The organism is Microvirga sp. HS2, assembly GCF_055792805.1.
The window spans coordinates 21,578-46,270 of record NZ_JBVVAJ010000002.1 but is presented as its reverse complement, the minus strand read 5'-3'; the positions used below and the strand labels follow the sequence as shown (position 1 = coordinate 46,270).

The window sequence follows — 24,693 nt, the reverse complement described above, 5'->3', positions numbered from 1 at the left end:
TCGGGCGGCCTTTTTCTATTGGAGAGGCGCTCGACCACATTCTAGTAAGGATATTATATTCTTGTGGTCACGAGAAAGGACTTTATACTGAGCTGGACCTTATGGAAGCACCCAGAGATGGCGCCTGTCCTCATCGGCAATTCGATTCACATCAATACAATGACCGCGGGCTATCAAGGGCAGGTTAGGATCGACGCCTTGAAGGATGGCGGCTTCGTTGCGGTCTGGCAGGACGACAGTCAAATCAGCAGCAGCAACAAGATCATCCGTGGCCAGCTCTTCAATGCCGATGGGACGAAGAGAGGAGGTGAGCTGCTGATCAGCGATATCTCTGCGGCTATGCGGTCGGAGCCGAGCCTTGCCGTCCTCAATGACGGGCGGTTCGTCGTAGCCTGGGGCGATCCCGGTATCGCTGCCGACGGATCCAGCTATGGCGTGGCCGCACGCGTTTACAATGCAAACGGGGCCCCAGCAGATGGTCCCTTCCTCATCAATACGGCGACCCTCAACGATCAGTTGCAGCCTTCCATAGCGGCTTTGGCGAATGGCGGCTTCGCCGTCTCTTATCTGTCCTACTCGGAAGACAGCAGCTACGGTGATATTAGATCCCAGGCCTTTGATGCCAGTTTAGCGCATGTCGGAAACGAGGTTCTCGTCAACACAACGACCGCTAACATTCAAATGGAGCCTTACGCCGCTCGCTGCGGTGATGGCTACGCGGTTTTTTACAACGATTACAGCAGCAGCCCCGACGATCCTGTAGGCTTCACCTTGCGCGGGCGGATCTTGGCCGCTGACGGTCAGGAGGTCAAAGCCGAGTTCCTCGTGCCGACAGCGGGGCCTGGCCGCAAAGGCTCGGCCTCGGCGTCCTCCTTGGTCAACGGCAACTTTGTGGTGACCTGGACCACTGATGGAAGCGGCACTGTGGACGTCAAGGGGCAGATCTTCAGTGCTGACGGCACCAAGCTGGGCACTGAGTTCGTCGTCAGCGGTGGAGTGGATACACAGATCTATTCTGTTGCGACGGCCCTACCGGATGGCGGCTTTGCCATCACCTACGATCATATTGTCGAGCCCAGCGGACCCGACCCGGGCCGGACTGATATTCGTATGGCTCTCTTCAGTGCTGACGGTTCTCGTCGCCTGGACAGTGATTTCGTCGTTGCGAGTTTTGACACCGCCCAGCACGAGAAGCCAGACATAGCCGTTCTGGCCGACGGCCATCTTCTCGTCTCTTGGGAGAACCCGCTCACGACCCAGGATGATCCTAATGGGGGTGTCTACGCACAGATCGTCGATATCGGCGGTGTGCCGGTAAACATAGCCCCTACAGATATCGGGCTGTCCAATGTGGTTGCTCCCCGTGAAATGACAGCCGCGGGGACGCTCATTGGAGACCTGTCAGCTACGGATTCGGCTGGTAGCACCTTTAGCTATTCTCTCCAAAGAACTGACGGGACTTGGGACAGCACCGACGACCGCTTCAAGATCGAAGGAAGTCAGCTCAAAGTAGCCAACGGTCTCCTGCTCGACTATGAGCGGGTCAAGTCGCACAGCATCCGGATCAAGGTCACAGATGGCGGTGGTCTCAGCTATGAAAAGACATTCACGATCGCCGTCGCGGATGTGAATCCGGAGCGGATTACGGGCACAGGGGGGAACGATACCTTCTGCGGTGGTGCCAGTAACGACACGCTGAACGGCAGGGGCGGCGCAGATCGGATGAGCGGGGGAGGCGGCAATGACATCTACTACGTGGATAACCGGTACGATGCCGTGATCGAAGGTTCCACGGGCGGTGGGGCCGATCACGTTCATACCTCCATAAACTATACCCTACCGAGATACGTCGAGCGCCTGACCGCCACCGGCACGGGGACCTTGACCTTGGCCGGAAATGCACTGAGCAACGTAATAAACGGCAACGCTTCCGCCAATCGACTTCACGGCAAGACCGGGAACGATACGCTCAGCGGCGGCCTCGGCAACGATCAACTCTGGGGGGAATCGGGATCCGACAGGTTCGTGTTCAACACCACGCCGAATGGGCGCTATAACCTGGACGTCATTGGCGATTTCGACCCTCGTTACGATACGATATTGCTAGAAAGCGCAGTCTTCAAAAAGCTGCTCAAAACCGGGATTCTGAGCAGCGCATCCTTCAAGGTCGGGGCAACGGCAGGGGATGCGAACGACTTTATTGTCTATAATAAAAATAGCGGCTACCTCTACTATGACGCCGACGGTTCCGGCTCGGGAGGAGCGGTGGCCTTTGCCAAAGTCAAGGTGGGGACGGCTCTAACCTATGCAGATTTCCACGTCGTCTGAGGCGTACCCTGCTCCTAACTACCCTTTCCCAAAGGTCAGGTTCCTCGTACGGGCTGCGGGACCGTTCAGTCGTGAGACTGAAGTATCCCTAAGCACTTGAGCAGAGTGCTTACCGGTTGGTTAGCGGAAACCTGTTGACTTTCCGCGACTCGGGCGCTACAGAAACCGGACTTTCCGGCTGGCCGTAGGTTTCCGCCAGTTGAAGCGCCTAGCTTCGACCGATGCCACCTAAACGCTGCCGAACTCAACCTTGACTGACACATGTCAGATTTAGGGCATGACCGCGATGCCAGATCATCGTGGTCCTCTGCAATCGCACCGCGCCAAGGGCTTTTCTAAGTCAATGGCGTGGCTTCGTTTTGTGCAGCCACAGGCTTTGCATGGAACGTCATGTGCGGCGTTGAACCGTTGAAGACACTCAAAGGCCACCGGATCGGTGGCTGGTGAAAGAGGGCACAGGATGCCAACGATCTCTCAGCTGATCCGCAAGCCGCGGACGGCGCAAAAGAGCCGGAATAAGGTCCCCGCGCTTGAGGCCTGCCCGCAGAAGCGCGGCGTGTGCACGCGCGTTTACACCACGACCCCGAAGAAGCCGAACTCGGCTCTCCGTAAGGTCGCCAAGGTTCGCCTGACCAATGGCTTCGAAGTCATCGGTTATATCCCGGGCGAGGGCCACAACCTTCAGGAGCACTCCGTGGTCATGATCCGCGGCGGCCGTGTGAAGGACCTTCCCGGTGTTCGCTATCACATCCTCCGTGGTGTTCTTGACACCCAGGGCGTGAAGAATCGTAAGCAGCGTCGTTCGAAGTACGGCGCGAAGCGGCCGAAGTAAGCCGTCAACATCAATTCAGGTCGGAGCTAGCTCATGTCCCGCCGCCATAGCGCCGAAAAGCGTGAGATCATCCCGGATCCGAAGTTCGGGGATGTCGTCGTTACGAAGTTCATGAACTCCATCATGTACGACGGCAAGAAGTCCGCTGCCGAGCGCATTGTCTACGGTGCGTTCGACGTCGTCGAAAGCCGCGCCAAGTCCAACCCGCTCGAGGTCTTCAAGCAGGCCCTCGACAACGTCGCCCCGGCGATCGAGGTCCGTTCCCGCCGCGTCGGCGGTGCGACCTACCAGGTCCCCGTCGAGGTTCGAGCCGAGCGCCGTCAGGCTCTGGCGATCCGCTGGATCATCCAGGCTGCCCGCGGCCGCAACGACAAGACCATGGTCGAGCGCCTCTCCGCCGAGCTGCTCGATGCCTCGAACAACCGCGGCAACGCCGTGAAGAAGCGCGAAGACACTCACCGTATGGCGGAAGCCAACCGTGCGTTCTCGCACTACCGCTGGTAACGGTAAGGAGCTTAAGCGATGCCCCGCACGCACGCGATTGAGGACTACCGTAACTTCGGCATCATGGCTCACATTGATGCCGGCAAGACGACGACGACCGAGCGCATCCTGTACTACACCGGCAAGTCCCACAAGGTCGGCGAGACCCACGAGGGTTCCGCCACTATGGATTGGATGGAGCAGGAGCAGGAGCGTGGCATCACGATCACGTCCGCTGCCACCACCTGCTTCTGGAACGGCAAGCGTCTGAACATCATCGACACCCCCGGCCACGTCGACTTCACCATCGAGGTGGAGCGTTCGCTGCGCGTCCTCGACGGCGCCGTCTGCGTGCTCGACGGCAACCAGGGCGTCGAGCCCCAGACCGAGACCGTTTGGCGTCAGGCCGACAAGTACGACGTTCCGCGCGTCGTGTTCGTCAACAAGATGGACAAGATCGGCGCGAACTTCTTCAAGTGCGTCGACGACATCGTCGACCGCGTGGCCGGCAAGCCCGTCTGCCTTCAGCTGCCGATCGGCGCGGAGTCGGATTTCAAGGGCGTGATCGACCTCGTCAAGATGAAGGCGATCGTCTGGTCCGGTGAAGGCCCTGGCGCTCCCTTCGCTGAGGAGGAGATCCCCGCCGACCTGCTCGACCAGGCCAAGGAATACCGCGGCAAGCTGGTCGAGGCCGCTGTCGAGATGGACGACGAGGCCATGGTGGCCTACCTGGATGGTCAGGAGCCGGACGACGCGACCCTGCGTCGCTTGGTTCGCACGGCCGTGCAGCGTCGCGCGTTCCATCCTGTTCTTTGCGGTTCCGCGTTCAAGAACAAGGGCGTTCAGCCGCTCCTCGACGCAGTCGTCGACTTCCTGCCGTCCCCGGTTGACCGTGGCGAGATCAAGGGCATCGACTTCAAGACCGAGGAAGAGATCGTTCGCAAGCCGTTGGACGAAGAGCCGTTCTCCATGCTCGCCTTCAAGATCATGGACGACCCCTTCGTGGGCACGATCACCTTCTGCCGCGTGTACTCGGGCAAGGTCGAGGCTGGTTCCTCGATCCTCAACTCGACCCGCGACAAGAAAGAGCGCGTCGGCCGCATGCTTCTGATGCATGCGAACAACCGCGAGGACATCAAGGAGGCCTATGCTGGCGACATCGTCGCTCTCGCCGGCCTCAAGGAAGTCCGCACGGGTGACACGCTCTGCGATCCGATCAAGGCCGTGATCCTCGAGAAGATGGAGTTCCCCGAGCCCGTCATCGAGATCGCCATCGAGCCGAAGTCGAAGGCCGACCAGGAGAAGCTGGGCCTGGCTCTCGCCAAGCTCGCGGCTGAGGACCCGTCGTTCCGCGTCTCGACCGACTCGGAATCGGGCCAGACGATCCTGAAGGGCATGGGCGAGCTTCACCTCGACATCAAAGTCGACATTCTGCGCCGTACCTACAAGGTCGATGCGAATGTGGGCGCTCCCCAGGTGGCCTATCGTGAGACGATCACGAAGAAGACCGAGGTGGACTACACCCACAAGAAGCAGACCGGCGGTACGGGCCAGTTCGCTCGCGTGAAGCTGGTCGTCCAGCCGAACGAGACCGGCGCAGGCTTCTCGTTCGAGTCGAAGATCGTCGGCGGTGCTGTTCCGAAGGAATACATCCCGGGCGTCGAAAAGGGCCTTCAGTCGGTCGTGGGCGCTGGCGTCATTGCCGGCTTCCCGGTGGTCGATCTCAAGGTCGAGCTCATCGACGGCGCCTTCCACGAAGTCGACTCGTCGGCCCTGGCCTTCGAAATCGCCTCTCGCGCTGCTCTCCGTGAGGCCCTTCAGAAGGGCGCTTCGGTTCTGCTCGAGCCGGTGATGAAGGTCGAGGTTGTGACCCCCGAGGACTACACGGGCTCGGTCATCGGTGACCTGAACTCCCGTCGTGGCCAGATCCAGGGTCAGGACATGCGCGGCAACGCTGTGGTCATCAATGCGATGGTCCCGCTCGCCAACATGTTCGGCTACGTGAACACCCTGCGCTCCATGAGCCAGGGCCGGGCCAACTACACCATGCAGTTCGACCACTACGAGCAGGTGCCGTCGAACGTGGCTGCCGAGGTTCAGGCGAAATACGCCTGAACCCACTAAAGCGAATATTGGAATATCAAAGGAACGGGTGCCACGATGGCGAAGGAAAAGTTTGAGCGGACGAAGCCGCACTGCAACATCGGGACGATTGGTCACGTCGACCACGGCAAGACGTCTCTGACGGCGGCGATCACGAAGGTTCTGGCGGAGGCGGGTGGCGCGACGTTCACCGCGTACGATCAGATCGACAAGGCGCCGGAAGAGAAGGCGCGCGGCATCACGATCTCCACGGCGCACGTGGAGTACGAGACGGCGAACCGGCACTATGCCCACGTCGACTGCCCCGGCCACGCCGACTACGTGAAGAACATGATCACGGGCGCGGCGCAGATGGACGGCGCGATCCTGGTGGTGTCGTCGGCCGACGGCCCGATGCCGCAGACCCGCGAGCACATCCTGCTGGCGCGTCAGGTCGGCGTGCCGGCGCTGGTGGTGTTCATGAACAAGGTCGACATGGTCGACGATCCGGAGCTGCTCGACCTGGTTGAGCTGGAAGTGCGCGAGCTTCTGTCGAAGTACGACTTCCCCGGCGACGACATTCCGATCGTGAAGGGCTCGGCTTTGTGCGCGCTGGAAGACCGTCAGCCGGAGATCGGCCGCGAGCGCGTGCTCGAGCTGATGGCCGAGGTTGACCGCTACATCCCGCAGCCGGAGCGTCCGATCGACCAGCCGTTCCTGATGCCGATCGAGGACGTGTTCTCGATTTCGGGCCGCGGCACGGTGGTGACGGGTCGCGTCGAGCGCGGCATCGTGAAGGTCGGTGAGGAAGTCGAGATCGTCGGCCTGAAGGCGACGGTGAAGACGACGGTCACGGGCGTCGAGATGTTCCGCAAGCTGCTCGACCAGGGCCAGGCGGGCGACAACGTGGGCGTTCTGCTGCGCGGCACGAAGCGCGAGGACGTGGAGCGCGGCCAGGTGCTGTGCAAGCCCGGCTCGATCAAGCCGCACACGAAGTTCAAGGCCGAGGCCTACATCCTGACCAAGGAAGAGGGCGGCCGTCATACGCCGTTCTTCGGCAACTACCGTCCGCAGTTCTACTTCCGCACGACCGACGTGACGGGCGTGGTGAAGCTGCCCGAGGGCACCGAGATGGTGATGCCGGGCGACAACATCACGATGGAAGTCGAGCTGATTGCGCCGATCGCCATGGAAGAGAAGCTGCGCTTCGCAATCCGTGAAGGCGGCCGTACCGTCGGCGCCGGCGTCGTCGCCGCCGTGATGGATTAACAAGAGAGGATCAAAGGACAGCGGCCGGGTTTCGGCTCGGCCGCTTCCCTTGTTGAATGGATAAGCCATGAACGGTCAAAACATTCGTATTCGCCTTAAGGCGTTCGACCACCGGATCCTCGACGCTTCGACACGCGAAATCGTGTCGACCGCGAAGCGGACCGGCGCCCAGGTGCGCGGGCCCATCCCGCTGCCGACGCGCATCGAGCGCTTTACGGTGCTTCGCTCGCCGCACATCGACAAGAAGTCGCGCGAGCAGTTCGAGATGCGCACTCATAAGCGTGTTCTCGATATCGTGGACCCCACCCCGCAGACGGTTGACGCTCTGATGAAGCTCGATCTCGCTGCTGGTGTGGACGTGGAAATCAAGCTCTGAGCCGTTAGGCTTGGAGCTTTCGGTAGACACGCCGAGAGGATACGCACATGCGCTCAGGCGTCATTGCACAGAAAGTCGGGATGACCCGCATCTTCACGGATGCCGGCGAACATGTCCCGGTCACGGTTCTGAAGGTCGACAACTGTCAGGTCGTTGCCCACCGGACCAAGGAAAAGAACGGCTACACCGCGCTGCAGGTCGGCGTCGGCAAGGCCAAGGTGAAGAACGTTTCGAAGGCCGAGCGCGGGCATTTCGCCGTCGCTCAGGTCGAGCCGAAGCGCAAGCTCGCGGAGTTCCGCGTCTCCGAGGATGCCGTCATCCCGGTGGGCGCCGAGATCACCGCCGATCACTTCGTTGCTGGTCAGTTCGTGGACGTCACGGGCATCACAACGGGTAAGGGCTTCGCCGGCGGTATGAAGCGCTGGAACTTCGGCGGTCTGCGCGCCACCCACGGCGTGTCGATCTCCCACCGCTCGATCGGTTCGACCGGTGGCCGCCAGGATCCGGGCAAGACGTTCAAGAACAAGAAGATGCCGGGTCATCTTGGTGTCGAGCGCGTCACCACGCAGAACCTGCGTGTTGTGTCGACCGACGTCGAGCGCGGTCTGATCCTCGTCGAAGGCGCCGTTCCGGGCGTTGCTGGCGGCTGGATCTTCGTCCGCGACGCGGTGAAGCGGAAGCTGCCGAAGGAAGTGCCGATGCCCGGCGCATTCCGCTCGGCCAATGATGCTGCACCGGCCCCCCAGGCTGAGCAGGCCCAAGAGGAGAATGCGTGATGAAGCTTGATGTCACCACGCTTGAGGGCAAAACGTCCGGCTCCGTTGAGCTGAACGAGACCATTTTCGGTCTCGAGCCGCGCGCCGACCTCCTTGCCCGTTGCGTCCGCTGGCAGCTCGCGAAGCGCCAGGCCGGCACGCACGCCGTCAAAAATCGTTCGGACATCGACCGGACGACGAAGAAGGTCTACAAGCAGAAGGGCACTGGCAGCGCCCGCCACGGCGCTGCGAGCGCTCCCCAGTTCCGGGGCGGCGGTCGTGCGTTCGGCCCGCAGGTCCGCAGCCATGCTCACGACCTGCCCAAGAAGGTCCGCGCGCTGGCCCTGAGGCATGCGCTCTCGTCCAAGGCCAAAGACGCCTCGCTCGTCGTCATCGACGACGTGACGCTGTCCGAGCCCAAGACGAAGGCTCTTGTCGAGCGCTTCGGCAAGCTCGGTCTCGCCAATGCCCTCATCATCGGGGGCGCTGAGATCGAGACGAACTTCCAGCGGGCTGCTCGCAACATCCCGAACATCGACGTCCTGCCGGTGCAGGGCATCAACGTCTATGACATTCTGCGTCGCGAGAAGCTCGTTCTCACGAAGGCAGCTGTCGATGCGCTGGAGGCGCGCTTTAAATGAGCCTGGACCCGCGCCATTACGATGTGATCGTAAGCCCGGTCATCACCGAGAAGGCGACCGCTCTGTCTGAACAGAACAAGGTCGTCTTCAAGGTGCGTCCGGAAGCAACGAAGCCGCAGATCAAGGAAGCGGTTGAGAAGCTGTTCGATGTCAAGGTGAAGAGCGTCAATACGCTCGTAACCAAAGGCAAAGTGAAGATGTTCCGCGGCACCCGCGGCCAGCGGTCGGACGTGAAGAAGGCGGTTGTAACCCTCGAAGAGGGCCAGACCATCGATGTCACGACGGGCCTCTGATCGGTTGAGAGAGTGATCCGATGGCTTTGAAAACCTTCAAACCAATCACCCCCGGCCTGCGCCAGCTGGTGATCGTCGACCGCAGCGAGCTCTACAAGGGCAAGCCGGTCAAGGCGCTGACGGAGGGCAAGAGCTCCTCCGGCGGCCGTAACAACATGGGTCGCGTGACCGTCCGCTTCCGTGGCGGTGGTCACAAGCGCACCCTGCGCCTGGTCGACTTCAAGCGTCGCGGCCGTATGGGCGATGTGGCGATCGTGGACCGGATCGAGTACGATCCGAACCGCACCGCCTTCATCGCGCTCATCCGCTACGCCGATGGCGAGCTGTCCTACATCCTGGCCCCGCAGCGTCTCGCTGTCGGCGACCAGGTTTCGGCCGGCGAGCAGGTCGACATTAAGCCGGGCAACGCGATGCCGATCGGCAACATGCCGGTGGGAACGATCATCCACAATATCGAGCTGAAGATCGGCAAGGGCGGCGCTCTCGCCCGCTCCGCCGGCACCTATGCTCAGATCGTGGGTCGTGACCAGGGCTACGTGACGGTCCGCCTGAACTCCGGCGAGCAGCGCATGGTCCATGGCCAGTGCTTCGCCAGCGTCGGCGCCGTGTCCAACCCGGACCACATGAACACCTCGGTCGGCAAGGCCGGTCGCAACCGCTGGCTCGGCAAGCGTCCGCACAACCGCGGCGTTTCCATGAACCCGATCGACCACCCGCACGGTGGTGGTGAAGGTCGTACCTCCGGTGGCCGCCATCCGGTGTCGCCGTGGGGCGTTCCCACCAAGGGCAAGAAAACCCGTTCGAACAAGCGGACCGACAAGTTCATCGTGTCGAGCCGTCACGCTCGGAAGAAGTAAGGATAGAGGCACGTCATGGCACGTTCGCTTTGGAAGGGCCCGTTCGTCGACGGTTACCTCCTCAAGAAGGCCGAGGCTGCCCGTTCTTCGGGCCGCAACGAGGTCATCAAGATCTGGAGCCGCCGCTCCACGATCCTCCCGCAATTCGTGGGCCTCACGTTCGGGGTCTACAATGGTCAGAAGCACATTCCCGTTCTCGTGAGCGAGGAAATGGTGGGTCACAAGTTCGGCGAGTTCTCGCCGACCCGCACTTTCCACGGTCACGCGGCGGACAAGAAGGCGAAGAGGAAGTAAGATGGGTAAGGCCGCGACTCCTCGCGCATTGAGCGACAACGAGGCTCAAGCCGTCGCTCGCATGCTGCGCGTCAGCCCCCAGAAGCTCAATCTTGTTGCGGCCCTTATCCGCGGCAAGAAGGTTTCTGCGGCTCTCGCCGACCTCGAGTTCTCCCGCAAGCGCATCGCTCGCGACGTGAAGAAGTGCCTCGAGAGCGCCATCGCCAACGCCGAGAACAACCACAACCTCGATGTGGACGATCTCGTCGTCAGCCAGGCTTTTGTCGGCAAGGCGCTCGTCATGAAGCGCTTCCACGCTCGGGCCCGTGGCCGGGGCGCTCGTATCGAAAAGCCGTTCTCGAACCTCACGATCGTGGTTCGGGAAGTTGCCGAACAGGCATAAAGGAGAACCAGATGGGTCAGAAAATCAACCCGATCGGTCTTCGGCTCGGCATCAACCGGACCTGGGACTCGCGCTGGTTCGCCGGCAAGGGCGAGTACGCCAAACTGATGCATGAGGACATGGCGATCCGCGAAGCGCTGATGAAGCAGCTGAAGCAGGCCGCCGTTTCGAAGATCGTCATCGAGCGTCCGCACAAGAAGTGCCGCGTCACCATTCACTCGGGCCGTCCGGGCGTGGTGATCGGCAAGAAGGGTGCCGACATCGAGAAGCTCCGCAAGATCGTCTCGAAGATGACCGACGCGGACGTGGCGATCAACATCGTCGAAGTCCGTAAGCCGGAAGTGGACGCCACCCTGGTGGCCGACTCGATCGCTCAGCAGCTCGAGCGTCGCGTCGCTTTCCGCCGCGCCATGAAGCGCGCCGTTCAGTCGGCGATGCGTCTCGGCGCCGAGGGCATCCGCATCAACTGCTCGGGCCGTCTGGGTGGCGCGGAAATCGCCCGCCTGGAGTGGTACCGCGAGGGCCGCGTTCCGCTGCACACGCTGCGTGCGGATGTCGATTACGGCGTGTCTACGGCGTTTACGACCTATGGCACCTGCGGCATCAAGGTCTGGATCTTCAAGGGCGAAATCCTTGAGCACGATCCGATGGCCCAGGACAAGCGGATGAACGAGGAAGGAGGCCGCTCTGGTGGCCGCCGCGAGCAAGCGGCGTAACGGAGAGGTCAGGAGAGGTTTGCCATGTTGCAACCGAAGAAAACCAAGTTCCGTAAGCAGTTCAAGGGCCGCATTTCCGGCGCTGCGAAGGGCGGTACGGACCTCAACTTCGGCCAGTTCGGCCTGAAGGCGATGGAACCCGAGCGGATCAACGCTCGTCAGATCGAAGCGGCACGCCGCGCCATCACCCGCGCCATGAAGCGCGCGGGCCGGGTGTGGATCCGGATTTTCCCGGACGTGCCGGTTTCGAGCAAGCCGACCGAAGTACGTATGGGTAAGGGTAAGGGGTCGCCCGAGTTCTGGGCGGCCAAGGTGAAGCCCGGCCGTATCATGTTCGAGATCGACGGCGTGTCCGAGGAGATCGCCCGCGAGGCGCTCCGTCTCGGCGCGGCCAAGCTCCCGATCAAGACCCGCTTCATCCAGCGTATTGCCGAGTAAGGAGAGGGAATCATGAAGTCGAAGGAAAGATTCTCGAACCTCAAGGCTATGTCTGCTGACCAGCTGTCGGACGAGCTGCTCAACCTCAAGAAGGAGCAGTTCAACCTCCGGTTCCAGCGCGCCACGGGCCAGCTCGAGAACACCGGACGCGTCCGTGAAGTCCGCCGGGACATCGCCCGCGTCAAGACACTGCAGCGGCAGAAGGTCGCTGCGGCTAAGGCTTAAGAGGAAATCAAGATGCCGAAGCGCGTTTTGCAGGGCGTCGTTGTCAGCGACAAGCAGGACAAGACGGTCGTCGTGAAGGTGGAACGTCGTTTCACGCACCCGGTTCTGAAGAAGACCGTGCGTAAGACGAAGAACTACCACGCTCACGACGAGAATAATCAAGCTAAGGTGGGCGACACGGTCTTCATCGAAGAGACCAAGCCGTTCTCCAAACTCAAGACCTGGGTGCTCGTCGACCAAGCGGAGGCCTAACCGGCCTTCTTTTTGGGGTTGTCTAGCAGGGGCGGTTCGTGTATACGGCCGCCTCTCTCGACATTTGAAGGGCAGGGGACGACAGATCCCCGTCAGGCGTAGTCCGGGGGGCAATCGTGCCTTGACCCGGAAACCTGTCTGAAACAAAGGAAAGGATCAAAGCCATGATCCAGATGCAGACGAATCTTGACGTCGCCGACAATTCCGGCGCCCGTCGCGTGATGTGCATCAAGGTTCTCGGCGGTTCGAAGCGTAAGTACGCTTCCGTGGGCGATATCATCGTCGTATCCGTGAAAGAGGCTATCCCGCGCGGCCGCGTGAAGAAGGGCGACGTCATGAAGGCGGTCGTCGTGCGCACCGCCAAGGACATCCGTCGCGCCGACGGTTCGGTCATCCGATTTGACCGTAACGCCGCCGTTCTGATCAACAATCAGAAAGAGCCGGTCGGCACCCGTATCTTCGGGCCCGTTCCGCGCGAGCTGCGTGCCAAGAATCACATGAAGATCATTTCGCTTGCGCCGGAGGTGCTCTAATGGCCGCGAAGATCAAGAAGGGCGACAAAGTCGTCGTCCTGACCGGTCGCGACAAGGGCAAGACCGGTGAAGTCGTGCAGGTGCTCCCGAAGGAAGAGCGCGCGGTCGTCCGTGGCGTGAACCTGGTGAAGCGCCACCAGCGCCAGACGGCGACTCAGGAGAGCGGCATCATCACGAAGGAAGCCCCGATCCATCTGTCGAACCTGGCCTATGCGGACCCGAAGGACGGCAAGCCGACCCGGGTTGGTTTCAAAGTTCTCGAAGACGGCCGCAAGGTTCGCTTCGCCAAGCGTTCGGGAGACCTGATCGATGGCTAAGGCTCAGGTGGACGGCTACACGCCGCGGCTGAAGAAGCACTACGAGGAAGTGGTGCGTCCGAAGCTCATTGAAGAGTTCGGCTACAAGAACCCCATGGAAGTTCCGCAGATCGACAAGATCGTGCTGAACATGGGCGTTGGCGAGTCGACCGCCGATTCGAAGAAGGCCTCCGTGGCCGCTTCGGATCTCGCGCTCATCGCCGGCCAGAAGCCGGTGATCACGAAGGCCCGCAAGGCGATCTCGCAGTTCAAGGTCCGCGAGGGCATGCCGATCGGCGCCAAGGTTACGCTCCGCAAGGTGCGCATGTACGAGTTCCTCGATCGGCTCGTCACCATCGCGCTTCCCCGCGTCCGCGACTTCCGGGGTCTGAACCCCAAGTCGTTCGACGGCCGCGGCAACTACGCGATGGGTATCAAGGAGCACCTCGTGTTCCCTGAGATCAACTACGACAAGGTTGAGCAGGTTTGGGGTATGGACGTCATCATCACGACGACGGCCAAGACCGATGACGAAGCCCGCGCTCTGCTGCGTCACTTCAACTTCCCGTTCCGGCAGTGAGGATAGCTGTCCTCAGACGCGGACACTGGAGATAAAAGAATGGCTAAGAAAAGCGCTATTGAGAAGAACAAGCATCGTCGCAAGCTGGTGAAGAAGTTCGCCGGCCGCCGCGAGCGCCTCCTGGCGGTCGCGAACGACGAGTCGAAGTCCATGGAGGAGCGCTTCGAGGCGCGCCTCAAGCTGGCCGAGCTGCCGCGCAATGCGAGCCCGACCCGTATCCGCAACCGTTGCGAGATCACGGGCCGTCCGCGCGCTTACTACCGCAAGCTCGGCATGTCGCGCATCGCTCTGCGCGAGCTCGGCAACAAGGGCCTGATCCCGGGCCTCGTGAAGTCCAGCTGGTAAGAGGGAGAGCAATATATGATCAACGATCCGTTGGGCGATATGCTCACCCGTATCCGCAACGCGCAGATGCGCCGTCGCGGTGTCGTCACGACCCCTGGCTCGAAGCTCCGCGCCCGTGTTCTCGAGGTTCTCAAGAGCGAGGGTTACATCCGGGACTATTCGCAGACCGAGTTCGGCAATGGCCGTACGGAGTTTTCGATCGAGCTGAAGTACTATGACGGTCAGCCGGTGATCCGCTCGATCGAGCGCGTCTCCAAGCCGGGCCGCCGCGTGTATGCTTCCGTCGACACCATGCCCCGCGTGGCTGACGGCCTCGGCATCACCATTCTCTCGACGCCCCAGGGCGTGATGGCCGATCATGAGGCCCGTGAGAAGAACGTGGGCGGCGAAGTGCTCTGCAAGGTCTTCTAAGGCCAAAGCAACAGCACAGAACCACGGAGATTCCAGAATGTCACGAGTAGGCAAAAAGCCGATTCCGGTTCCGTCGGGAGTGACGGCGACCGTTGACGGCCAGATGGTGAAGATGAAGGGTGCGAAGGGCGAGCTGTCGTTCGTCGTTCCCGATGAAGTGTCGGTCGCTTTCGCGGACGGTGCCGTCACGGTCGCTCCGCGCGATCAGTCGAAGGCGGCCCGTTCCAAGTGGGGCCTCTCCCGCGCCCAGGTTGCGAATCTGGTGCAGGGTGTGTCGAATGGCTTCGAGAAGCGCCTCGAGATCAACGGCGTCGGCTACAAGGCCGTTGTCGCTGGCAAGGTGCTGAAGCTGTCGCTCGGCTACAGCCACGACATCGACTACGAGATCCCGGCCGGCATCACGGTCACGACGCCGAAGCCGACGGAAGTCGTCGTCACCGGTATCGACAAGCAGAAAGTCGGACAGACGGCCGCCGAGATCCGCGAGTATCGCGGTCCGGAGCCCTATAAGGGCAAGGGCGTCAGGTATGCCGGCGAGTTCATCTTCCGCAAGGAAGGCAAGAAGAAGTAAGGACGACGTATCATGGCTGAGAAGAAAGGCGCTGAAGATCGCCGCAAGGCTCGTGTACGCCGTGCGATCAGGAAAGCAGCGAACGGCCGCCCGCGTTTGTCGGTGTTCCGTTCGTCCAAGCAGATCTATGCCCAGGTCATCGATGACGAGCGCGGCGTGACCGTCGCGTCCGCCTCGACGATCGAGAAGGATCTCCGCGGCAAGCTCAAGACCGGCGCCACCGTCGATGCGGCGAAGGAAGTGGGCAAGCTCGTTGCCGAGCGCGCAGCCAAGGCTGGCGTGAAGCAGGTGATCTTCGATCGCTCGGGCTACCTCTATCACGGCCGCGTCAAGGCTCTGGCCGACGCTGCCCGTGAAGGCGGTCTCGAGTTCTAATCATTCGACATTTCACGAGCGGGGCGGGGAGTGGTTTACCTCCCGTCCCGATCGTGCTTTACGGCGGGTATCGTATACCAACCCCTAGCGAGCGGGCCCGCCGCCCGCGCAAGTGAGAGGTCTCATGGCAAGAGAACCTAGAGAACGTGCTGATCGCGACGAGCGCGACAGCGAATTCGTGGACCGTCTGGTCCATATCAACCGCGTCGCCAAAGTCGTGAAGGGCGGCCGTCGTTTCGGCTTCGCCGCTCTCGTCGTCGTCGGCGATCAGAAGGGCCGCGTCGGCTTCGGTCACGGCAAGGCCCGTGAGGTTCCGGAGGCGATCCGCAAGGCCACCGACGCTGCGAAGCGCTCGATGATCCGCGTGTCGCTGCGCGAGGGTCGCACTCTCCACCACGACGTGAACGGCCGCCATGGCGCCGGCAAGGTCGTGCTGCGTGCTGCCCCCCAGGGTACCGGCATCATCGCCGGCGGTCCGATGCGCGCCGTCTTCGAGGCGGTCGGCATGCAGGACGTCGTGTCGAAGTCGCTCGGTTCGTCGAACCCCTACAACCTGGTTCGTGCAACCTTCGACGCCCTCAAGAACGAGGATAGCCCGCGCGCCGTGGCTGCCCGTCGTGGCCTGAAGGTTTCGACGTTGCAGGCTCGCCGCCGCGATGCGGATGCTGGCGCCGACGCTGGCGCTGACGCGTAAGGAGGGCTTCCAGAATGGCAAAGAAGCCTGCTTCAGCAGCAACCATCACCGTTGAGCAGATCGGTTCGCCGATCCGCCGCGAGGCCAAGCAGCGCCAGACGCTGATCGGCCTTAAGCTCAACAAGCTTCATCGCACTTCGACCTTGGAAGACACGCCTGCGGTTCGCGGCATGATCGAAAAGGTCAAGCACCTCGTGCGCGTTGTCGACGGGCAGTGAGGAGAGCGGTCATGAAACTCAACGAAATTCGTGACAACGAAGGTTCCACCAAGAACCGTATGCGCGTCGGCCGTGGTATCGGCTCCGGCAAGGGCAAGACCGGCGGCCGTGGCGTCAAGGGTCAGAAGTCCCGTACCGGCGTGTCGATCAAGGGCTTCGAAGGCGGTCAGATGCCCCTGCATCGCCGTCTGCCGAAGCGCGGCTTCAACAAGCCGAACGCGATCGATCTGAACGAGGTCAATGTCGGCCGCATCCAGCAGGCCGTCGAGGCCGGCAAGCTCGACAAGGCCGCTCCGGTCACCGTCGAGGCGCTGGTCGCCGCTGGCGTGGTCTCCAAGCCGCGCGACGGCGTGAAGATCCTCGGCGTCGGCGAACTCAAGGCCAAGCTGTCCTTCCAGGTCCACGGCGCCTCCAAGTCGGCCGTCGAGGCGATCGAGAAGGCTGGCGGTTCGGTGACCCTCCTGGGCGCCGTTGCACAGGCGTGAGCCTGAGCCCACATTAAGCCAGATCCAAGCGGCGGCCCGCGTCTGATCGCGTGGCCGCCGTTTGTGTGATGTGAGTTCCGTAAGTTAGGATTTGACTGCGCCTGAGGAAGGCGCGATCAAGCTCCAGCCTTCACAAGTTTTGCATGGTCCGTGCGGAGCCGGCTCCGGCCGACGTCGATCATGCCTCGGGATTTCGGGGACGAAAAATGGCTTCAGCAGCCGAGCAACTCGCCGCAAACATCAATTTCGGGTCGATCGCCAAGGCGGAGGAATTGAAGAAGCGCATTTGGTTCACCCTCGGTGCGCTCATCATCTATCGCCTCGGCACCTATATCCCGCTGCCGGGCATCAACCCGGAGGCTCTGTCGCAGAGCTTCCAGAATGCCAGCGGCGGCGTTCTCGGGCTTTTCAACATGTTTTCGGGCGGCGCCGTGGAGCGCATGGCGATCTTCGCCCTGAACATCATGCCCTACATTTCGGCATCGATCATCGTTCAGCTCCTCACCTCCGTGCTTCCTTCTCTCGAAGCGCTCAAGAAGGAAGGGGAGGCGGGCCGCAAGATCCTGAACCAGTACACCCGCTACCTGACGGTGTTCCTCGCGGTGTTCCAGTCCTGGGGCATCGCCGTGGGACTGCAGAGCTCCGGCAACATCGTTCTGGCTCCCGGCCCCTTCTTCCTGATCTCGACGGTCATCACCCTGACCGGCGGCACCATGTTCCTGATGTGGCTGGGTGAGCAGATCACGTCGCGAGGCATCGGTAACGGCACTTCGCTCATCATCTTCGCGGGTATCGTCGCCAACCTTCCGCGGGCCATTGCCGGTACGCTCGAGCTCGGTCGCCAGGGCGCGATCTCCACGGGCCTGATCCTCGGCGTCATCGTGATGGCGGTCGCCATCATCTACTTCGTCGTGTTCATGGAGCGGGCTCAGCGGCGCCTTCTGATCAACTATCCGAAGCGCCAGGTCGGCAACCGGATGTACGAGGGCCAGACCTCGTTCCTGCCGCTGAAGCTGAACACCTCGGGCGTCATCCCCCCGATTTTCGCCTCGTCGCTCCTGCTGCTGCCGGCGACCATTGCCAGCTTCCAGACCGGAACGGACGGCACGGGCATCATCTCCATGCTCACGGCCTATCTCGGCCATGGGCGGCCCGCCTACATGTTCCTCTACGCGGCGTTGATCGTGTTCTTCGCGTTCTTCTACACGGCCATTGTCTTCAACCCGACGGAGACCGCCGACAACCTGAAGAAGCAGGGTGGCTTCATTCCGGGCATCCGTCCCGGCGAAAGGACGGCGGACTTCATCGATCAGGTGTTGACTCGCATCACCGTTCTCGGTGCAGCTTACCTCGTCATCATCTGCCTGATTCCGGAAGTTCTGGTGTCCTACGCGGCGCTGCCATTCTACTTTGGCGGCACTTCGCTCCTGATCGTCGTGTCTGTTACCATGGACACGGTTGCCCAGGTGCACGGCCATCTCTTGGCTCACCAGTACGAAGGGCTCGTCAAGAAGGCGAAGCTCAAGGGCGCACGGCGGCGGTAAGAGGCAGGTTTCCCCGCGGGGCAATGCGGGGAAACCGTTCAAGTTGTGAGGGGAACGTCTATGAGGATCATCCTGCTGGGGCCGCCTGGGGCCGGTAAAGGGACCCAGGCCGTGCGTCTGGTCGAGCGCCTGGGAATACCCCAGCTGTCGACCGGCGATATGCTCCGGGCAGCGGTGGCTGCCGGCACGCCGGTGGGCCTCAAGGCCAAGGCCGTGATGGACCGCGGCGAGCTGGTGTCCGACGACATCGTGGTCGGCATCATCGCCGACCGGATCGAGGAGGCCGATGCCAAGAAGGGCTTCATCCTCGATGGCTTCCCCCGCACGGTCGCCCAGGCCGAGGCGTTCGATTCGATGCTGGCCGAGAAAGGCCTGAAGCTCGACGCCGTGGTCGAGTTCAAGGTCAACGAGCACGAGCTCGTGGACCGCATCGTGAAGCGGGCCAAGGAGACCGAGGCCCGCGGCGAGCAGGTCCGCAAGGACGACAATCCTGAAGTCTTCAAGACCCGTTTGGAGGCCTATCGGACCCAGACGGCCCCGCTATCCGCCTATTACGAGGGAAGGGGCATGCTGAAGGCCGTCGACGGCATGAAGCCCATCGACGAGGTGACCGAGGTGGTCAAAGGAATCCTTGGACGGTGAGGCTGGGCCTCACCGTTTTATTGCGGATCATCCATCAAAGCGCTTGTCGTCGCCTACCAGTAGGTCGCGTGCATTTTTCGGTACTGGGAAGCCATACCCGCTTCCGGGTGTTTCGAAATAAAGCCGCCCTGTTCTGTGGTAGTCGCTGAAATAGATATCAGTTCCGATTTTTTGCATAGACAGCAGAATTGCTTGGAACTGATCAACCCCGTAGCCTTCGCTACTATAGGTTCCATTCGGCCATCCAATGGTGTAGCGGCACTGCCAATGGTTGTCGGTTCCCTCGGGGGCATAAAGAGAGATCGGTACTTCAATTTTGGCTCCGGTCCCCGTTTCGAACACAAGAATTCTCTGAGCGATAAGCATTATGGGTCTCAATAATTGAGTGGCGGAATTGGATGCCCTTTTTCGCACGCAACCCTTCGTACCATGGCTTGTGCGTAACAGGTTTTCAGGCCAACCATCTTGCATTGGAATACGTCTCGGTCGTACTGCTCCTCACACTGAGCCAGGGTTCGTCTTGCTGCGAGGGTAAAGCGGCCAGGCTTCTCTTTGGGATAGTGGCCGCTTAGACCCGCGGACGTGGTACCGGGGGGCAATCGTTGAAGCGGGTGAAGCTAAAGAACCACCGCTTGTCCATTGGCCGCCTCCAGAAGTTCCTGCGGGAATGCGCGGCTGGTTAGGATCATAGCGGTATTCAAGGATTTGGCGTAATCGAAGATCGATAGCTCTCTGCTTGAGCGAAACAAGGCGGTACTTCAGCGACAGCAAATTAGTTTTTGGGTGGCGGGACTGCTTCATTCAAAATGACCTAAACCAAGCTTCGAATATTATATCGTAAAAAGGGATAAAGACAAGAACAAATATGGAACAAATGCCGAGGACCTCAAGCGCATGGAGATCTATAGTTCCGTAGAATGCGGGTATCTCCCTGATGGTCAAAAGAGTTGACGCCACTTCAAAAAGCAGCTATGTGCCACCCCTTGCATCAGAAGGCATTCGGTTCTGGGGGCTTCGGAGGAGGTCGCTCGGGCCGTTTTCTTTTGCATTCATAACCCGCGCAGGGGCCGGCCTCCACCGGACGCGCGACAAGCATCAACGGAAGCTCAGGCTTCACCACATGGAGACGGACGATGGCCCGTATAGCAGGCGTCAACATCCCGACCGGCAAGCGCGTTGTGATCGCGCTTCAGTATATCCACGGCATTGGGCCCAAGAAGGCTCAGGAGATCGTCGAGAAGGTCAACATCCCGGCCGAGCGCCGCGTGAACCAGCTGACCGACGCAGAAGTTTTGGCCATCCGCGAAGCCATCGACCGCGACTACGTCGTGGAAGGTGACCTTCGCCGCGAAGTGTCCATGAACATTAAGCGCCTGATGGATCTCGGCGCCTATCGTGGCCTGCGCCACCGCCGCAGCCTGCCGGTTCGCGGCCAGCGCACGCACACCAATGCACGCACCCGCAAGGGCAAGGCGAAGCCGATCGCCGGCAAGAAGAAGTAATTTTTCAGCGACCGCCTTTTCGGGCGGCCCTTATCTCCCGAGCGCCTGGCATGACGGGCGCGTTTGAAGGATCTTTGGAATGGCTAAAGAAGCGACCCGCGTCCGCCGCCGCGAACGCAAGAACATTGTCTCCGGCGTGGCGCATGTGAACGCCTCGTTCAACAACACTATGATCACCATCACCGACGCCCAGGGCAACACGATCTCGTGGTCCTCGGCCGGCGCGATGGGCTTCAAGGGCTCCCGCAAGTCGACCCCTTACGCTGCGCAGGTCGCTGCTGAGGACGCGGCCCGCAAGGCTGCCGAGCACGGCATGCGCACCCTCGAGGTCGAGGTGTCCGGTCCCGGCTCCGGCCGTGAGTCCGCACTCCGCGCCCTCCAGTCGGCTGGCTTCACCGTCACCTCGATCCGTGACGTGACGCCGATCCCGCACAACGGCTGCCGCCCGCGCAAGCGTCGCCGCGTCTAATTAAGATCATCCGGCGCGTGGGCCCAAGCCCGCGCGCGTTTCGGTTTAAAGGGTCGGTCTGAAGCCTCCCTTCAAGCCGTACCTCAAGAGGTGTGGTTGTGATCCAAAAGAACTGGCAAGAGCTGATTAAGCCCAACAAGCTCGAAGTCGCCCCCGGTGACGATCCGAAGCGCATCGCGACGGTCGTGGCCGAGCCGCTCGAGCGTGGCTTCGGCACGACGCTCGGCAACTCGCTGCGTCGCGTTCTCCTGTCGTCGCTCCAGGGCGCGGCGGTGACGTCGATTCATATCGACGGCGTGCTGCACGAGTTCTCGTCCATTCCGGGCGTCCGCGAGGACGTGACCGACATCGTCCTCAATGTGAAGGCGATCGCCATCAAGATGCAGGGCGAGGGTCCGAAGCGCATGACGCTTCGCAAGACCGGCCCCGGCGCCGTCACCGCTGGCGACATCAACACGGTCGGCGACGTTCAGATCCTGAACCCCGAGCACGTTCTCTGCACCCTCGACGACGGTGCCGAGATCCGCATGGAGTTCACGGTTGACACCGGCAAGGGCTATGTTCCCGCCGAGCGTAACCGCGCCGAGGATGCTCCGATCGGTCTCATCCCGGTCGACTCGCTGTACAGCCCGGTGAAGAAGGTGTCGTACCGCATCGAGAACACCCGCGAGGGCCAGATTCTCGACTACGACAAGCTGATCATGACGGTCGAGACCAATGGCGCCGTGACGCCTGAGGATGCCGTGGCTTATGCCGCCCGCATCCTGCAGGACCAGCTCCAGGTCTTCGTCAACTTCGAAGAGCCGCGCAAGGAGGAGACGGCTGCAGCCGCGCCGCAGCTTCCGTTCAACCCGGCCCTGCTCAAGAAGGTCGACGAGCTCGAGCTGTCGGTCCGTTCGGCGAACTGCCTGAAGAACGACAACATCGTCTATATCGGCGACCTCATCCAGAAGTCCGAGGCGGAAATGCTCCGCACCCCGAACTTCGGCCGCAAGTCGCTCAACGAGATCAAGGAAGTTCTGGCCGGCATGGGCCTGCACCTCGGCATGGACGTGCCGGGCTGGCCGCCGGAGAACATCGAAGATCTCGCGAAGCGCTTCGAAGAGCATTACTGAGTTTCCGAAGCCGCCCTTCATCCAAGGGCGGCTTCGAATCTGCTCCGCCGGGAACGGCGGTGAATCAAGAGAGACGGCCGTACCTTGGCACGGCGGCCGTAAAATCCTAGGAGAAAGCCAATGCGTCACGGATTCAGTGGTCGTCGCTTCAACCGCACGAGCGAGCACCGCAAAGCAATGTTCGCCAACATGGCGGCTGCGCTGATCAAGCACGAGCAGATCGTCACCACCCTCCCGAAGGCCAAGGACCTCCGTCCGGTCGTCGAGAAGCTGATCACGCTCGGCAAGCGCGGCGACCTGCACGCTCGCCGTCAGGCCATGTCCAAGCTGCGTGACGAGGCCATGGTGAAGAAGCTGTTCGACGTTCTTGGCGCTCGCTACAAGGACCGCAACGGCGGCTACACCCGCGTCCTGAAGGCTGGTTTCCGCTTCGGCGACAACGCCCCGATGGCCGTGATCGAGTTCGTTGATCGCGACGTCGATGCGCGCGGTCAGGACTCGGGCCCGACCCAGAAGACCGAGATCGTCGAGGCCGCCGAGTAACTGCTCGGGCTTCAGCCGATTGCATCAAGGGCGGCCCCTCGGGCCGCCCTTTTTGCTTGCAGGCCGGTCCGCCGTAGAGCATCGGACGTTGAAAGTGGAATCCGCTGTCGGGATCAATCCGGTGCTCCCTTTTCGGGTGGGTCCATCGTTTGACGCGGACCCGCAGGGCCGGGGCGGCGACCCGAAGGGCCCCGGTAAGGAAAGCCGGCTCCGCTTTTCTGTACGTTGCGCTAGGTCTGCGGAACTTGGTGTTTCAGGTTTGGCGTTTTATCGATTGCTGCCAATGTTGAAGGGATTCGACCCCATGCGCTTTTCTCCGATCCGTCCGATTCTCGTAGCCGCCGCTCTTGTGCTCGCGCTGGGGAGCGCTTCGGCCCAGACCCAGCGGATCGTGCCGGAGAGCAAGGGGCAGATTCAGCTCTCGTTCGCGCCCATCGTCCGCGAGACGGCCGGGGCCGTGGTGAACGTCTATGCAAGCCGGAACGACCGGCGGCAGAATCCGTCGATGGATGAGTTCTTCCGCCGCTTCTTCGGCGACGACGCTCCCGGGGTTCCGCGCGGCCGCTCCCAGAGCTCTCTCGGCTCGGGCGTGATCGTCGATTCCTCGGGCCTCGTGATCACCAACAACCACGTCATCGAGAACATGAACGAGGTGAAGGTGGCGCTCGCCGACAGGCGGGAATTCGAGGCCGAGATCGTCCTTCGCGACAGCCGCATCGACCTCGCCGTGCTGAAACTGAAGGGCGCGACGAACCTTCAAAGCATCGCCATCGGCGACTCGGAGGCCTTGCAGGTCGGCGACATCGTTCTGGCCATCGGTAACCCCTTCGGCGTCGGCCAGACAGTGACCCAGGGCATCGTCTCTGCGGTGGCCCGCACGCAGGTCGGCATTTCGGATTATCAGTTCTTCATCCAGACCGACGCGGCCATCAATCCCGGCAATTCCGGCGGTGCCCTCATCAATATGAACGGTCAGCTCGTCGGCATCAACACGGCGATCTATTCCCGCTCCGGCGGCAGCATCGGCATCGGCTTCGCCATTCCGTCCAGCATGGTGCGGGCCGTCATCAACTCGGCCAAGGGCGGCGCGCGCAACCTGGTGCGTCCGTGGCTGGGCGCTCAGCTCCAGGGCGTGGACGGGGACATCGCGAAGGGACTGGGCCTCGATCATCCCACCGGGGCTCTGGTCACGTCCGTCTACGACAAGGGGCCTGCCGCCGATGCCGGGCTCAAGAGGGGCGACGTGATCCTGGCGGTGGACGGGCAGCCCATCGATAACCCCGATTCTTTCGGCTACCGCTTTACGCTGAAAGGCACGCAGGGACAGACGCCGCTGACAATCCTGCGGAGCGGCAAGCAGAGCACGATCCAGGTCAGGCTTATGCCTCCGCCCGAGACCCCGCCGCGCGATCCCGTGCGCGGGAGTGCGCGCACTCCGTTCGCCGGCGCGACCCTGGTCAATATCTCGCCCGCGGTGGCCGACGAGCTCCAGATCGGCGTTGCCGACCAGGGAGTGGTGGTCGCGGATCTCGACGACCGTGGCGTGGCGGCGAATGTCGGCTTCCAGAAGGGCGACCTGATCGTCGCCATCAACGGCGAGCGACCGGCCTCGACCAAGGACGCCGAGCGGCTGATCGGCCAGGCAGGCGGTTATTGGGAGATCACGATCAATCGTGGCGGCCGCGTCTTTACGACGGTTCTCGGCCGATGAGCGGCTGGACGATCTCGAACGCGCTGTCTCCTGATGAGATCGACACAGCCTATCGCTGGATCTCGACGGAGAGTTATTGGGCCAAGGGGCTGCCGCGCGCAATCTTCGAGAGGTCCGTGGCGAATTCCCTCTGCTTTGCCTTACGCGATGCGGCCGGCGAGCTGCGTGGCTTTGCCCGTGTCGTGACGGACAAGGCCACCTTCGCCTATCTCTCCGATGTCTTCGTCTGCGCCGGCACGCGCGGCAAAGGGGCAGGAAAGGCGCTGGTGAGCGCCATCATGGAGCACCCGGAGCTTCAGGACCTGCGCCGCTGGATGCTGGCCACGCGCGATGCCCATGGTCTTTACGTACAGTACGGCTTTTTGCCTCTGGAAAATCCTGAAAGGCTCATGCAGCGGCTGGACCAGGACGTCTATGCGCGCCTAAGTTCTTGAGC

Annotated in this window: 35 protein-coding genes; 34 read left to right on the top strand and 1 reads right to left on the bottom strand. The window is 61.8% G+C overall.

Annotated elements, in window-relative coordinates; genetic code table 11:
• The first annotated feature begins 117 nt into the window (after positions 1-117).
• The 28 genes from ACS5Q0_RS02615 (at position 118) to ACS5Q0_RS02480 (ending at position 18,917) form a co-directional block, all read left to right on the top strand.
• Positions 118-2,328 (top strand): hypothetical protein, encoded by a 2,211-nt coding sequence (locus ACS5Q0_RS02615; RefSeq protein ID WP_473125049.1) that lies wholly within the window; start codon positions 118-120, stop codon positions 2,326-2,328.
• 460 nt (positions 2,329-2,788) lie between these two features.
• Complete coding sequence (rpsL, locus tag ACS5Q0_RS02610; protein ID WP_009764294.1) at positions 2,789-3,160, top strand: 30S ribosomal protein S12; 372 nt, start codon at positions 2,789-2,791, stop codon at positions 3,158-3,160.
• Between the two features lie 33 nt (positions 3,161-3,193).
• Positions 3,194-3,664: a 30S ribosomal protein S7 gene (gene rpsG, locus ACS5Q0_RS02605; RefSeq protein ID WP_473125048.1), complete on the top strand. Its 471-nt coding sequence runs from the start codon at positions 3,194-3,196 to the stop codon at positions 3,662-3,664.
• 18 nt (positions 3,665-3,682) lie between these two features.
• Entirely contained in the window at positions 3,683-5,758 is a 2,076-nt protein-coding gene (gene fusA / locus ACS5Q0_RS02600) for an elongation factor G (RefSeq protein WP_473125047.1), read from the top strand.
• A 45-nt stretch (positions 5,759-5,803) separates the two neighbouring features.
• The gene (tuf, locus tag ACS5Q0_RS02595; protein ID WP_473125046.1) at positions 5,804-6,994 is read left to right on the top strand and encodes an elongation factor Tu; all 1,191 of its coding nucleotides are present in this window, start codon (positions 5,804-5,806) and stop codon (positions 6,992-6,994) included.
• 67 nt (positions 6,995-7,061) lie between these two features.
• A complete protein-coding gene (gene rpsJ, locus ACS5Q0_RS02590) occupies positions 7,062-7,370 on the top strand; it encodes a 30S ribosomal protein S10 (RefSeq protein WP_009764298.1) in 309 nt (102 codons plus the stop codon).
• A gap of 47 nt (positions 7,371-7,417) precedes the next feature.
• Positions 7,418-8,146 (top strand): 50S ribosomal protein L3, encoded by a 729-nt coding sequence (gene rplC / locus ACS5Q0_RS02585; protein ID WP_473125045.1) that lies wholly within the window; start codon positions 7,418-7,420, stop codon positions 8,144-8,146.
• On the top strand, positions 8,146-8,766 hold the full coding sequence (rplD, locus tag ACS5Q0_RS02580; protein WP_473125044.1) for a 50S ribosomal protein L4: 621 nt from the start codon (positions 8,146-8,148) through the stop codon (positions 8,764-8,766). Before rplC ends, rplD begins: the two co-directional genes overlap by 1 nt.
• Positions 8,763-9,059, top strand: coding sequence for a 50S ribosomal protein L23 (locus ACS5Q0_RS02575; protein WP_370438049.1), 297 nt, complete (start codon positions 8,763-8,765; stop codon positions 9,057-9,059). The genes rplD and ACS5Q0_RS02575 overlap by 4 nt, the downstream gene beginning before the upstream one ends.
• 20 nt (positions 9,060-9,079) lie before the next feature.
• Entirely contained in the window at positions 9,080-9,916 is an 837-nt protein-coding gene (rplB, locus tag ACS5Q0_RS02570; RefSeq protein ID WP_473125043.1) for a 50S ribosomal protein L2, read from the top strand.
• A gap of 15 nt (positions 9,917-9,931) precedes the next feature.
• On the top strand, positions 9,932-10,210 hold the full coding sequence (rpsS, locus tag ACS5Q0_RS02565) for a 30S ribosomal protein S19 (protein ID WP_047186987.1): 279 nt from the start codon (positions 9,932-9,934) through the stop codon (positions 10,208-10,210).
• 1 nt (position 10,211) lies between these two features.
• Positions 10,212-10,592, top strand: coding sequence for a 50S ribosomal protein L22 (gene rplV, locus ACS5Q0_RS02560; protein ID WP_161724274.1), 381 nt, complete (start codon positions 10,212-10,214; stop codon positions 10,590-10,592).
• A gap of 11 nt (positions 10,593-10,603) precedes the next feature.
• Positions 10,604-11,308 carry a 30S ribosomal protein S3 gene (rpsC, locus tag ACS5Q0_RS02555; protein WP_473125042.1) on the top strand — a complete coding sequence of 235 codons (705 nt, stop codon included), beginning with the start codon at positions 10,604-10,606 and terminating at the stop codon, positions 11,306-11,308.
• Between the two features lie 24 nt (positions 11,309-11,332).
• Positions 11,333-11,746 (top strand): 50S ribosomal protein L16, encoded by a 414-nt coding sequence (gene rplP / locus ACS5Q0_RS02550; RefSeq protein WP_473125041.1) that lies wholly within the window; start codon positions 11,333-11,335, stop codon positions 11,744-11,746.
• A gap of 12 nt (positions 11,747-11,758) precedes the next feature.
• The gene (rpmC, locus tag ACS5Q0_RS02545; RefSeq protein WP_473125040.1) at positions 11,759-11,971 is read left to right on the top strand and encodes a 50S ribosomal protein L29; all 213 of its coding nucleotides are present in this window, start codon (positions 11,759-11,761) and stop codon (positions 11,969-11,971) included.
• 12 nt (positions 11,972-11,983) lie between these two features.
• Positions 11,984-12,223, top strand: a complete 240-nt coding sequence (rpsQ, locus tag ACS5Q0_RS02540; RefSeq protein WP_473125039.1) for a 30S ribosomal protein S17 — start codon at positions 11,984-11,986, stop codon at positions 12,221-12,223.
• Positions 12,224-12,387: 164 nt separating this feature from the next.
• A complete protein-coding gene (rplN, locus tag ACS5Q0_RS02535; RefSeq protein ID WP_009764309.1) occupies positions 12,388-12,756 on the top strand; it encodes a 50S ribosomal protein L14 in 369 nt (122 codons plus the stop codon).
• Entirely contained in the window at positions 12,756-13,073 is a 318-nt protein-coding gene (rplX, locus tag ACS5Q0_RS02530; protein ID WP_473125038.1) for a 50S ribosomal protein L24, read from the top strand. The genes rplN and rplX overlap by 1 nt, the downstream gene beginning before the upstream one ends.
• Positions 13,066-13,632 carry a 50S ribosomal protein L5 gene (gene rplE / locus ACS5Q0_RS02525; RefSeq protein WP_473125037.1) on the top strand — a complete coding sequence of 189 codons (567 nt, stop codon included), beginning with the start codon at positions 13,066-13,068 and terminating at the stop codon, positions 13,630-13,632. Before rplX ends, rplE begins: the two co-directional genes overlap by 8 nt.
• Positions 13,633-13,671: 39 nt before the next feature.
• Positions 13,672-13,977, top strand: coding sequence for a 30S ribosomal protein S14 (rpsN, locus tag ACS5Q0_RS02520; RefSeq protein WP_473125036.1), 306 nt, complete (start codon positions 13,672-13,674; stop codon positions 13,975-13,977).
• Between the two features lie 15 nt (positions 13,978-13,992).
• A complete protein-coding gene (gene rpsH / locus ACS5Q0_RS02515) occupies positions 13,993-14,388 on the top strand; it encodes a 30S ribosomal protein S8 (protein ID WP_134499503.1) in 396 nt (131 codons plus the stop codon).
• Between the two features lie 37 nt (positions 14,389-14,425).
• On the top strand, positions 14,426-14,959 hold the full coding sequence (gene rplF / locus ACS5Q0_RS02510; RefSeq protein WP_473125035.1) for a 50S ribosomal protein L6: 534 nt from the start codon (positions 14,426-14,428) through the stop codon (positions 14,957-14,959).
• 12 nt (positions 14,960-14,971) lie between these two features.
• Positions 14,972-15,334 (top strand): 50S ribosomal protein L18, encoded by a 363-nt coding sequence (gene rplR, locus ACS5Q0_RS02505; RefSeq protein ID WP_370438042.1) that lies wholly within the window; start codon positions 14,972-14,974, stop codon positions 15,332-15,334.
• 124 nt (positions 15,335-15,458) lie between these two features.
• Positions 15,459-16,028, top strand: a complete 570-nt coding sequence (gene rpsE / locus ACS5Q0_RS02500; RefSeq protein ID WP_370438041.1) for a 30S ribosomal protein S5 — start codon at positions 15,459-15,461, stop codon at positions 16,026-16,028.
• A 14-nt stretch (positions 16,029-16,042) separates the two neighbouring features.
• A complete protein-coding gene (rpmD, locus tag ACS5Q0_RS02495) occupies positions 16,043-16,246 on the top strand; it encodes a 50S ribosomal protein L30 (RefSeq protein WP_473125034.1) in 204 nt (67 codons plus the stop codon).
• Between the two features lie 11 nt (positions 16,247-16,257).
• Complete coding sequence (rplO, locus tag ACS5Q0_RS02490) at positions 16,258-16,731, top strand: 50S ribosomal protein L15 (protein ID WP_473125033.1); 474 nt, start codon at positions 16,258-16,260, stop codon at positions 16,729-16,731.
• A gap of 206 nt (positions 16,732-16,937) precedes the next feature.
• A complete protein-coding gene (secY, locus tag ACS5Q0_RS02485; RefSeq protein WP_473125032.1) occupies positions 16,938-18,275 on the top strand; it encodes a preprotein translocase subunit SecY in 1,338 nt (445 codons plus the stop codon).
• Between the two features lie 60 nt (positions 18,276-18,335).
• Positions 18,336-18,917: an adenylate kinase gene (locus tag ACS5Q0_RS02480; protein WP_473125031.1), complete on the top strand. Its 582-nt coding sequence runs from the start codon at positions 18,336-18,338 to the stop codon at positions 18,915-18,917.
• A 27-nt stretch (positions 18,918-18,944) separates the two neighbouring features.
• Here ACS5Q0_RS02480 and ACS5Q0_RS02475 read toward each other — a convergent pair whose 3' ends face one another.
• Entirely contained in the window at positions 18,945-19,283 is a 339-nt protein-coding gene (locus tag ACS5Q0_RS02475; protein WP_473125030.1) for a DUF6968 family protein, read from the bottom strand.
• Positions 19,284-20,050: 767 nt separating this feature from the next.
• On the opposite strand from ACS5Q0_RS02475, the gene rpsM reads away from it, so the two are divergent.
• The 6 genes from rpsM to ACS5Q0_RS02445 all read left to right on the top strand — a co-directional run bounded on the left by rpsM (position 20,051) and on the right by ACS5Q0_RS02445 (position 24,691).
• The gene (rpsM, locus tag ACS5Q0_RS02470; RefSeq protein WP_473125029.1) at positions 20,051-20,419 is read left to right on the top strand and encodes a 30S ribosomal protein S13; all 369 of its coding nucleotides are present in this window, start codon (positions 20,051-20,053) and stop codon (positions 20,417-20,419) included.
• A gap of 79 nt (positions 20,420-20,498) precedes the next feature.
• Positions 20,499-20,888, top strand: coding sequence for a 30S ribosomal protein S11 (rpsK, locus tag ACS5Q0_RS02465; protein WP_091136316.1), 390 nt, complete (start codon positions 20,499-20,501; stop codon positions 20,886-20,888).
• Between the two features lie 92 nt (positions 20,889-20,980).
• Positions 20,981-22,003 carry a DNA-directed RNA polymerase subunit alpha gene (locus ACS5Q0_RS02460; RefSeq protein WP_473125028.1) on the top strand — a complete coding sequence of 341 codons (1,023 nt, stop codon included), beginning with the start codon at positions 20,981-20,983 and terminating at the stop codon, positions 22,001-22,003.
• Positions 22,004-22,123: 120 nt separating this feature from the next.
• Positions 22,124-22,546 carry a 50S ribosomal protein L17 gene (gene rplQ / locus ACS5Q0_RS02455; protein ID WP_473125027.1) on the top strand — a complete coding sequence of 141 codons (423 nt, stop codon included), beginning with the start codon at positions 22,124-22,126 and terminating at the stop codon, positions 22,544-22,546.
• A gap of 304 nt (positions 22,547-22,850) precedes the next feature.
• Positions 22,851-24,257, top strand: a complete 1,407-nt coding sequence (locus ACS5Q0_RS02450; protein WP_473125026.1) for a Do family serine endopeptidase — start codon at positions 22,851-22,853, stop codon at positions 24,255-24,257.
• Positions 24,254-24,691, top strand: coding sequence for a GNAT family N-acetyltransferase (locus tag ACS5Q0_RS02445; RefSeq protein ID WP_473125025.1), 438 nt, complete (start codon positions 24,254-24,256; stop codon positions 24,689-24,691). The genes ACS5Q0_RS02450 and ACS5Q0_RS02445 overlap by 4 nt, the downstream gene beginning before the upstream one ends.
• Positions 24,692-24,693 lie beyond the last annotated feature (2 nt).

Excerpts from the sequence above, each read along its gene's own strand:
- ACS5Q0_RS02615 (WP_473125049.1), top strand. The coding sequence starts at position 118 with ATGGCGCCTGTCCTCATCGGCAATTCGATTCACATCAATACAATGACC.
- rpsL (WP_009764294.1), top strand. The coding sequence starts at position 2,789 with ATGCCAACGATCTCTCAGCTGATCCGCAAGCCGCGGACGGCGCAAAAG.
- rpsG (WP_473125048.1), top strand. The coding sequence starts at position 3,194 with ATGTCCCGCCGCCATAGCGCCGAAAAGCGTGAGATCATCCCGGATCCG.
- fusA (WP_473125047.1), top strand. The coding sequence starts at position 3,683 with ATGCCCCGCACGCACGCGATTGAGGACTACCGTAACTTCGGCATCATG.
- tuf (WP_473125046.1), top strand. The coding sequence starts at position 5,804 with ATGGCGAAGGAAAAGTTTGAGCGGACGAAGCCGCACTGCAACATCGGG.
- rpsJ (WP_009764298.1), top strand. The coding sequence starts at position 7,062 with ATGAACGGTCAAAACATTCGTATTCGCCTTAAGGCGTTCGACCACCGG.
- rplC (WP_473125045.1), top strand. The coding sequence starts at position 7,418 with ATGCGCTCAGGCGTCATTGCACAGAAAGTCGGGATGACCCGCATCTTC.
- rplD (WP_473125044.1), top strand. The coding sequence starts at position 8,146 with ATGAAGCTTGATGTCACCACGCTTGAGGGCAAAACGTCCGGCTCCGTT.
- ACS5Q0_RS02575 (WP_370438049.1), top strand. The coding sequence starts at position 8,763 with ATGAGCCTGGACCCGCGCCATTACGATGTGATCGTAAGCCCGGTCATC.
- rplB (WP_473125043.1), top strand. The coding sequence starts at position 9,080 with ATGGCTTTGAAAACCTTCAAACCAATCACCCCCGGCCTGCGCCAGCTG.
- rpsS (WP_047186987.1), top strand. The coding sequence starts at position 9,932 with ATGGCACGTTCGCTTTGGAAGGGCCCGTTCGTCGACGGTTACCTCCTC.
- rplV (WP_161724274.1), top strand. The coding sequence starts at position 10,212 with ATGGGTAAGGCCGCGACTCCTCGCGCATTGAGCGACAACGAGGCTCAA.
- rpsC (WP_473125042.1), top strand. The coding sequence starts at position 10,604 with ATGGGTCAGAAAATCAACCCGATCGGTCTTCGGCTCGGCATCAACCGG.
- rplP (WP_473125041.1), top strand. The coding sequence starts at position 11,333 with ATGTTGCAACCGAAGAAAACCAAGTTCCGTAAGCAGTTCAAGGGCCGC.
- rpmC (WP_473125040.1), top strand. The coding sequence starts at position 11,759 with ATGAAGTCGAAGGAAAGATTCTCGAACCTCAAGGCTATGTCTGCTGAC.
- rpsQ (WP_473125039.1), top strand. The coding sequence starts at position 11,984 with ATGCCGAAGCGCGTTTTGCAGGGCGTCGTTGTCAGCGACAAGCAGGAC.
- rplN (WP_009764309.1), top strand. The coding sequence starts at position 12,388 with ATGATCCAGATGCAGACGAATCTTGACGTCGCCGACAATTCCGGCGCC.
- rplX (WP_473125038.1), top strand. The coding sequence starts at position 12,756 with ATGGCCGCGAAGATCAAGAAGGGCGACAAAGTCGTCGTCCTGACCGGT.
- rplE (WP_473125037.1), top strand. The coding sequence starts at position 13,066 with ATGGCTAAGGCTCAGGTGGACGGCTACACGCCGCGGCTGAAGAAGCAC.
- rpsN (WP_473125036.1), top strand. The coding sequence starts at position 13,672 with ATGGCTAAGAAAAGCGCTATTGAGAAGAACAAGCATCGTCGCAAGCTG.
- rpsH (WP_134499503.1), top strand. The coding sequence starts at position 13,993 with ATGATCAACGATCCGTTGGGCGATATGCTCACCCGTATCCGCAACGCG.
- rplF (WP_473125035.1), top strand. The coding sequence starts at position 14,426 with ATGTCACGAGTAGGCAAAAAGCCGATTCCGGTTCCGTCGGGAGTGACG.
- rplR (WP_370438042.1), top strand. The coding sequence starts at position 14,972 with ATGGCTGAGAAGAAAGGCGCTGAAGATCGCCGCAAGGCTCGTGTACGC.
- rpsE (WP_370438041.1), top strand. The coding sequence starts at position 15,459 with ATGGCAAGAGAACCTAGAGAACGTGCTGATCGCGACGAGCGCGACAGC.
- rpmD (WP_473125034.1), top strand. The coding sequence starts at position 16,043 with ATGGCAAAGAAGCCTGCTTCAGCAGCAACCATCACCGTTGAGCAGATC.
- rplO (WP_473125033.1), top strand. The coding sequence starts at position 16,258 with ATGAAACTCAACGAAATTCGTGACAACGAAGGTTCCACCAAGAACCGT.
- secY (WP_473125032.1), top strand. The coding sequence starts at position 16,938 with ATGGCTTCAGCAGCCGAGCAACTCGCCGCAAACATCAATTTCGGGTCG.
- ACS5Q0_RS02480 (WP_473125031.1), top strand. The coding sequence starts at position 18,336 with ATGAGGATCATCCTGCTGGGGCCGCCTGGGGCCGGTAAAGGGACCCAG.
- ACS5Q0_RS02475 (WP_473125030.1), bottom strand. The coding sequence starts at position 19,283 with ATGCTTATCGCTCAGAGAATTCTTGTGTTCGAAACGGGGACCGGAGCC.
- rpsM (WP_473125029.1), top strand. The coding sequence starts at position 20,051 with ATGGCCCGTATAGCAGGCGTCAACATCCCGACCGGCAAGCGCGTTGTG.
- rpsK (WP_091136316.1), top strand. The coding sequence starts at position 20,499 with ATGGCTAAAGAAGCGACCCGCGTCCGCCGCCGCGAACGCAAGAACATT.
- rplQ (WP_473125027.1), top strand. The coding sequence starts at position 22,124 with ATGCGTCACGGATTCAGTGGTCGTCGCTTCAACCGCACGAGCGAGCAC.
- ACS5Q0_RS02450 (WP_473125026.1), top strand. The coding sequence starts at position 22,851 with ATGCGCTTTTCTCCGATCCGTCCGATTCTCGTAGCCGCCGCTCTTGTG.
- ACS5Q0_RS02445 (WP_473125025.1), top strand. The coding sequence starts at position 24,254 with ATGAGCGGCTGGACGATCTCGAACGCGCTGTCTCCTGATGAGATCGAC.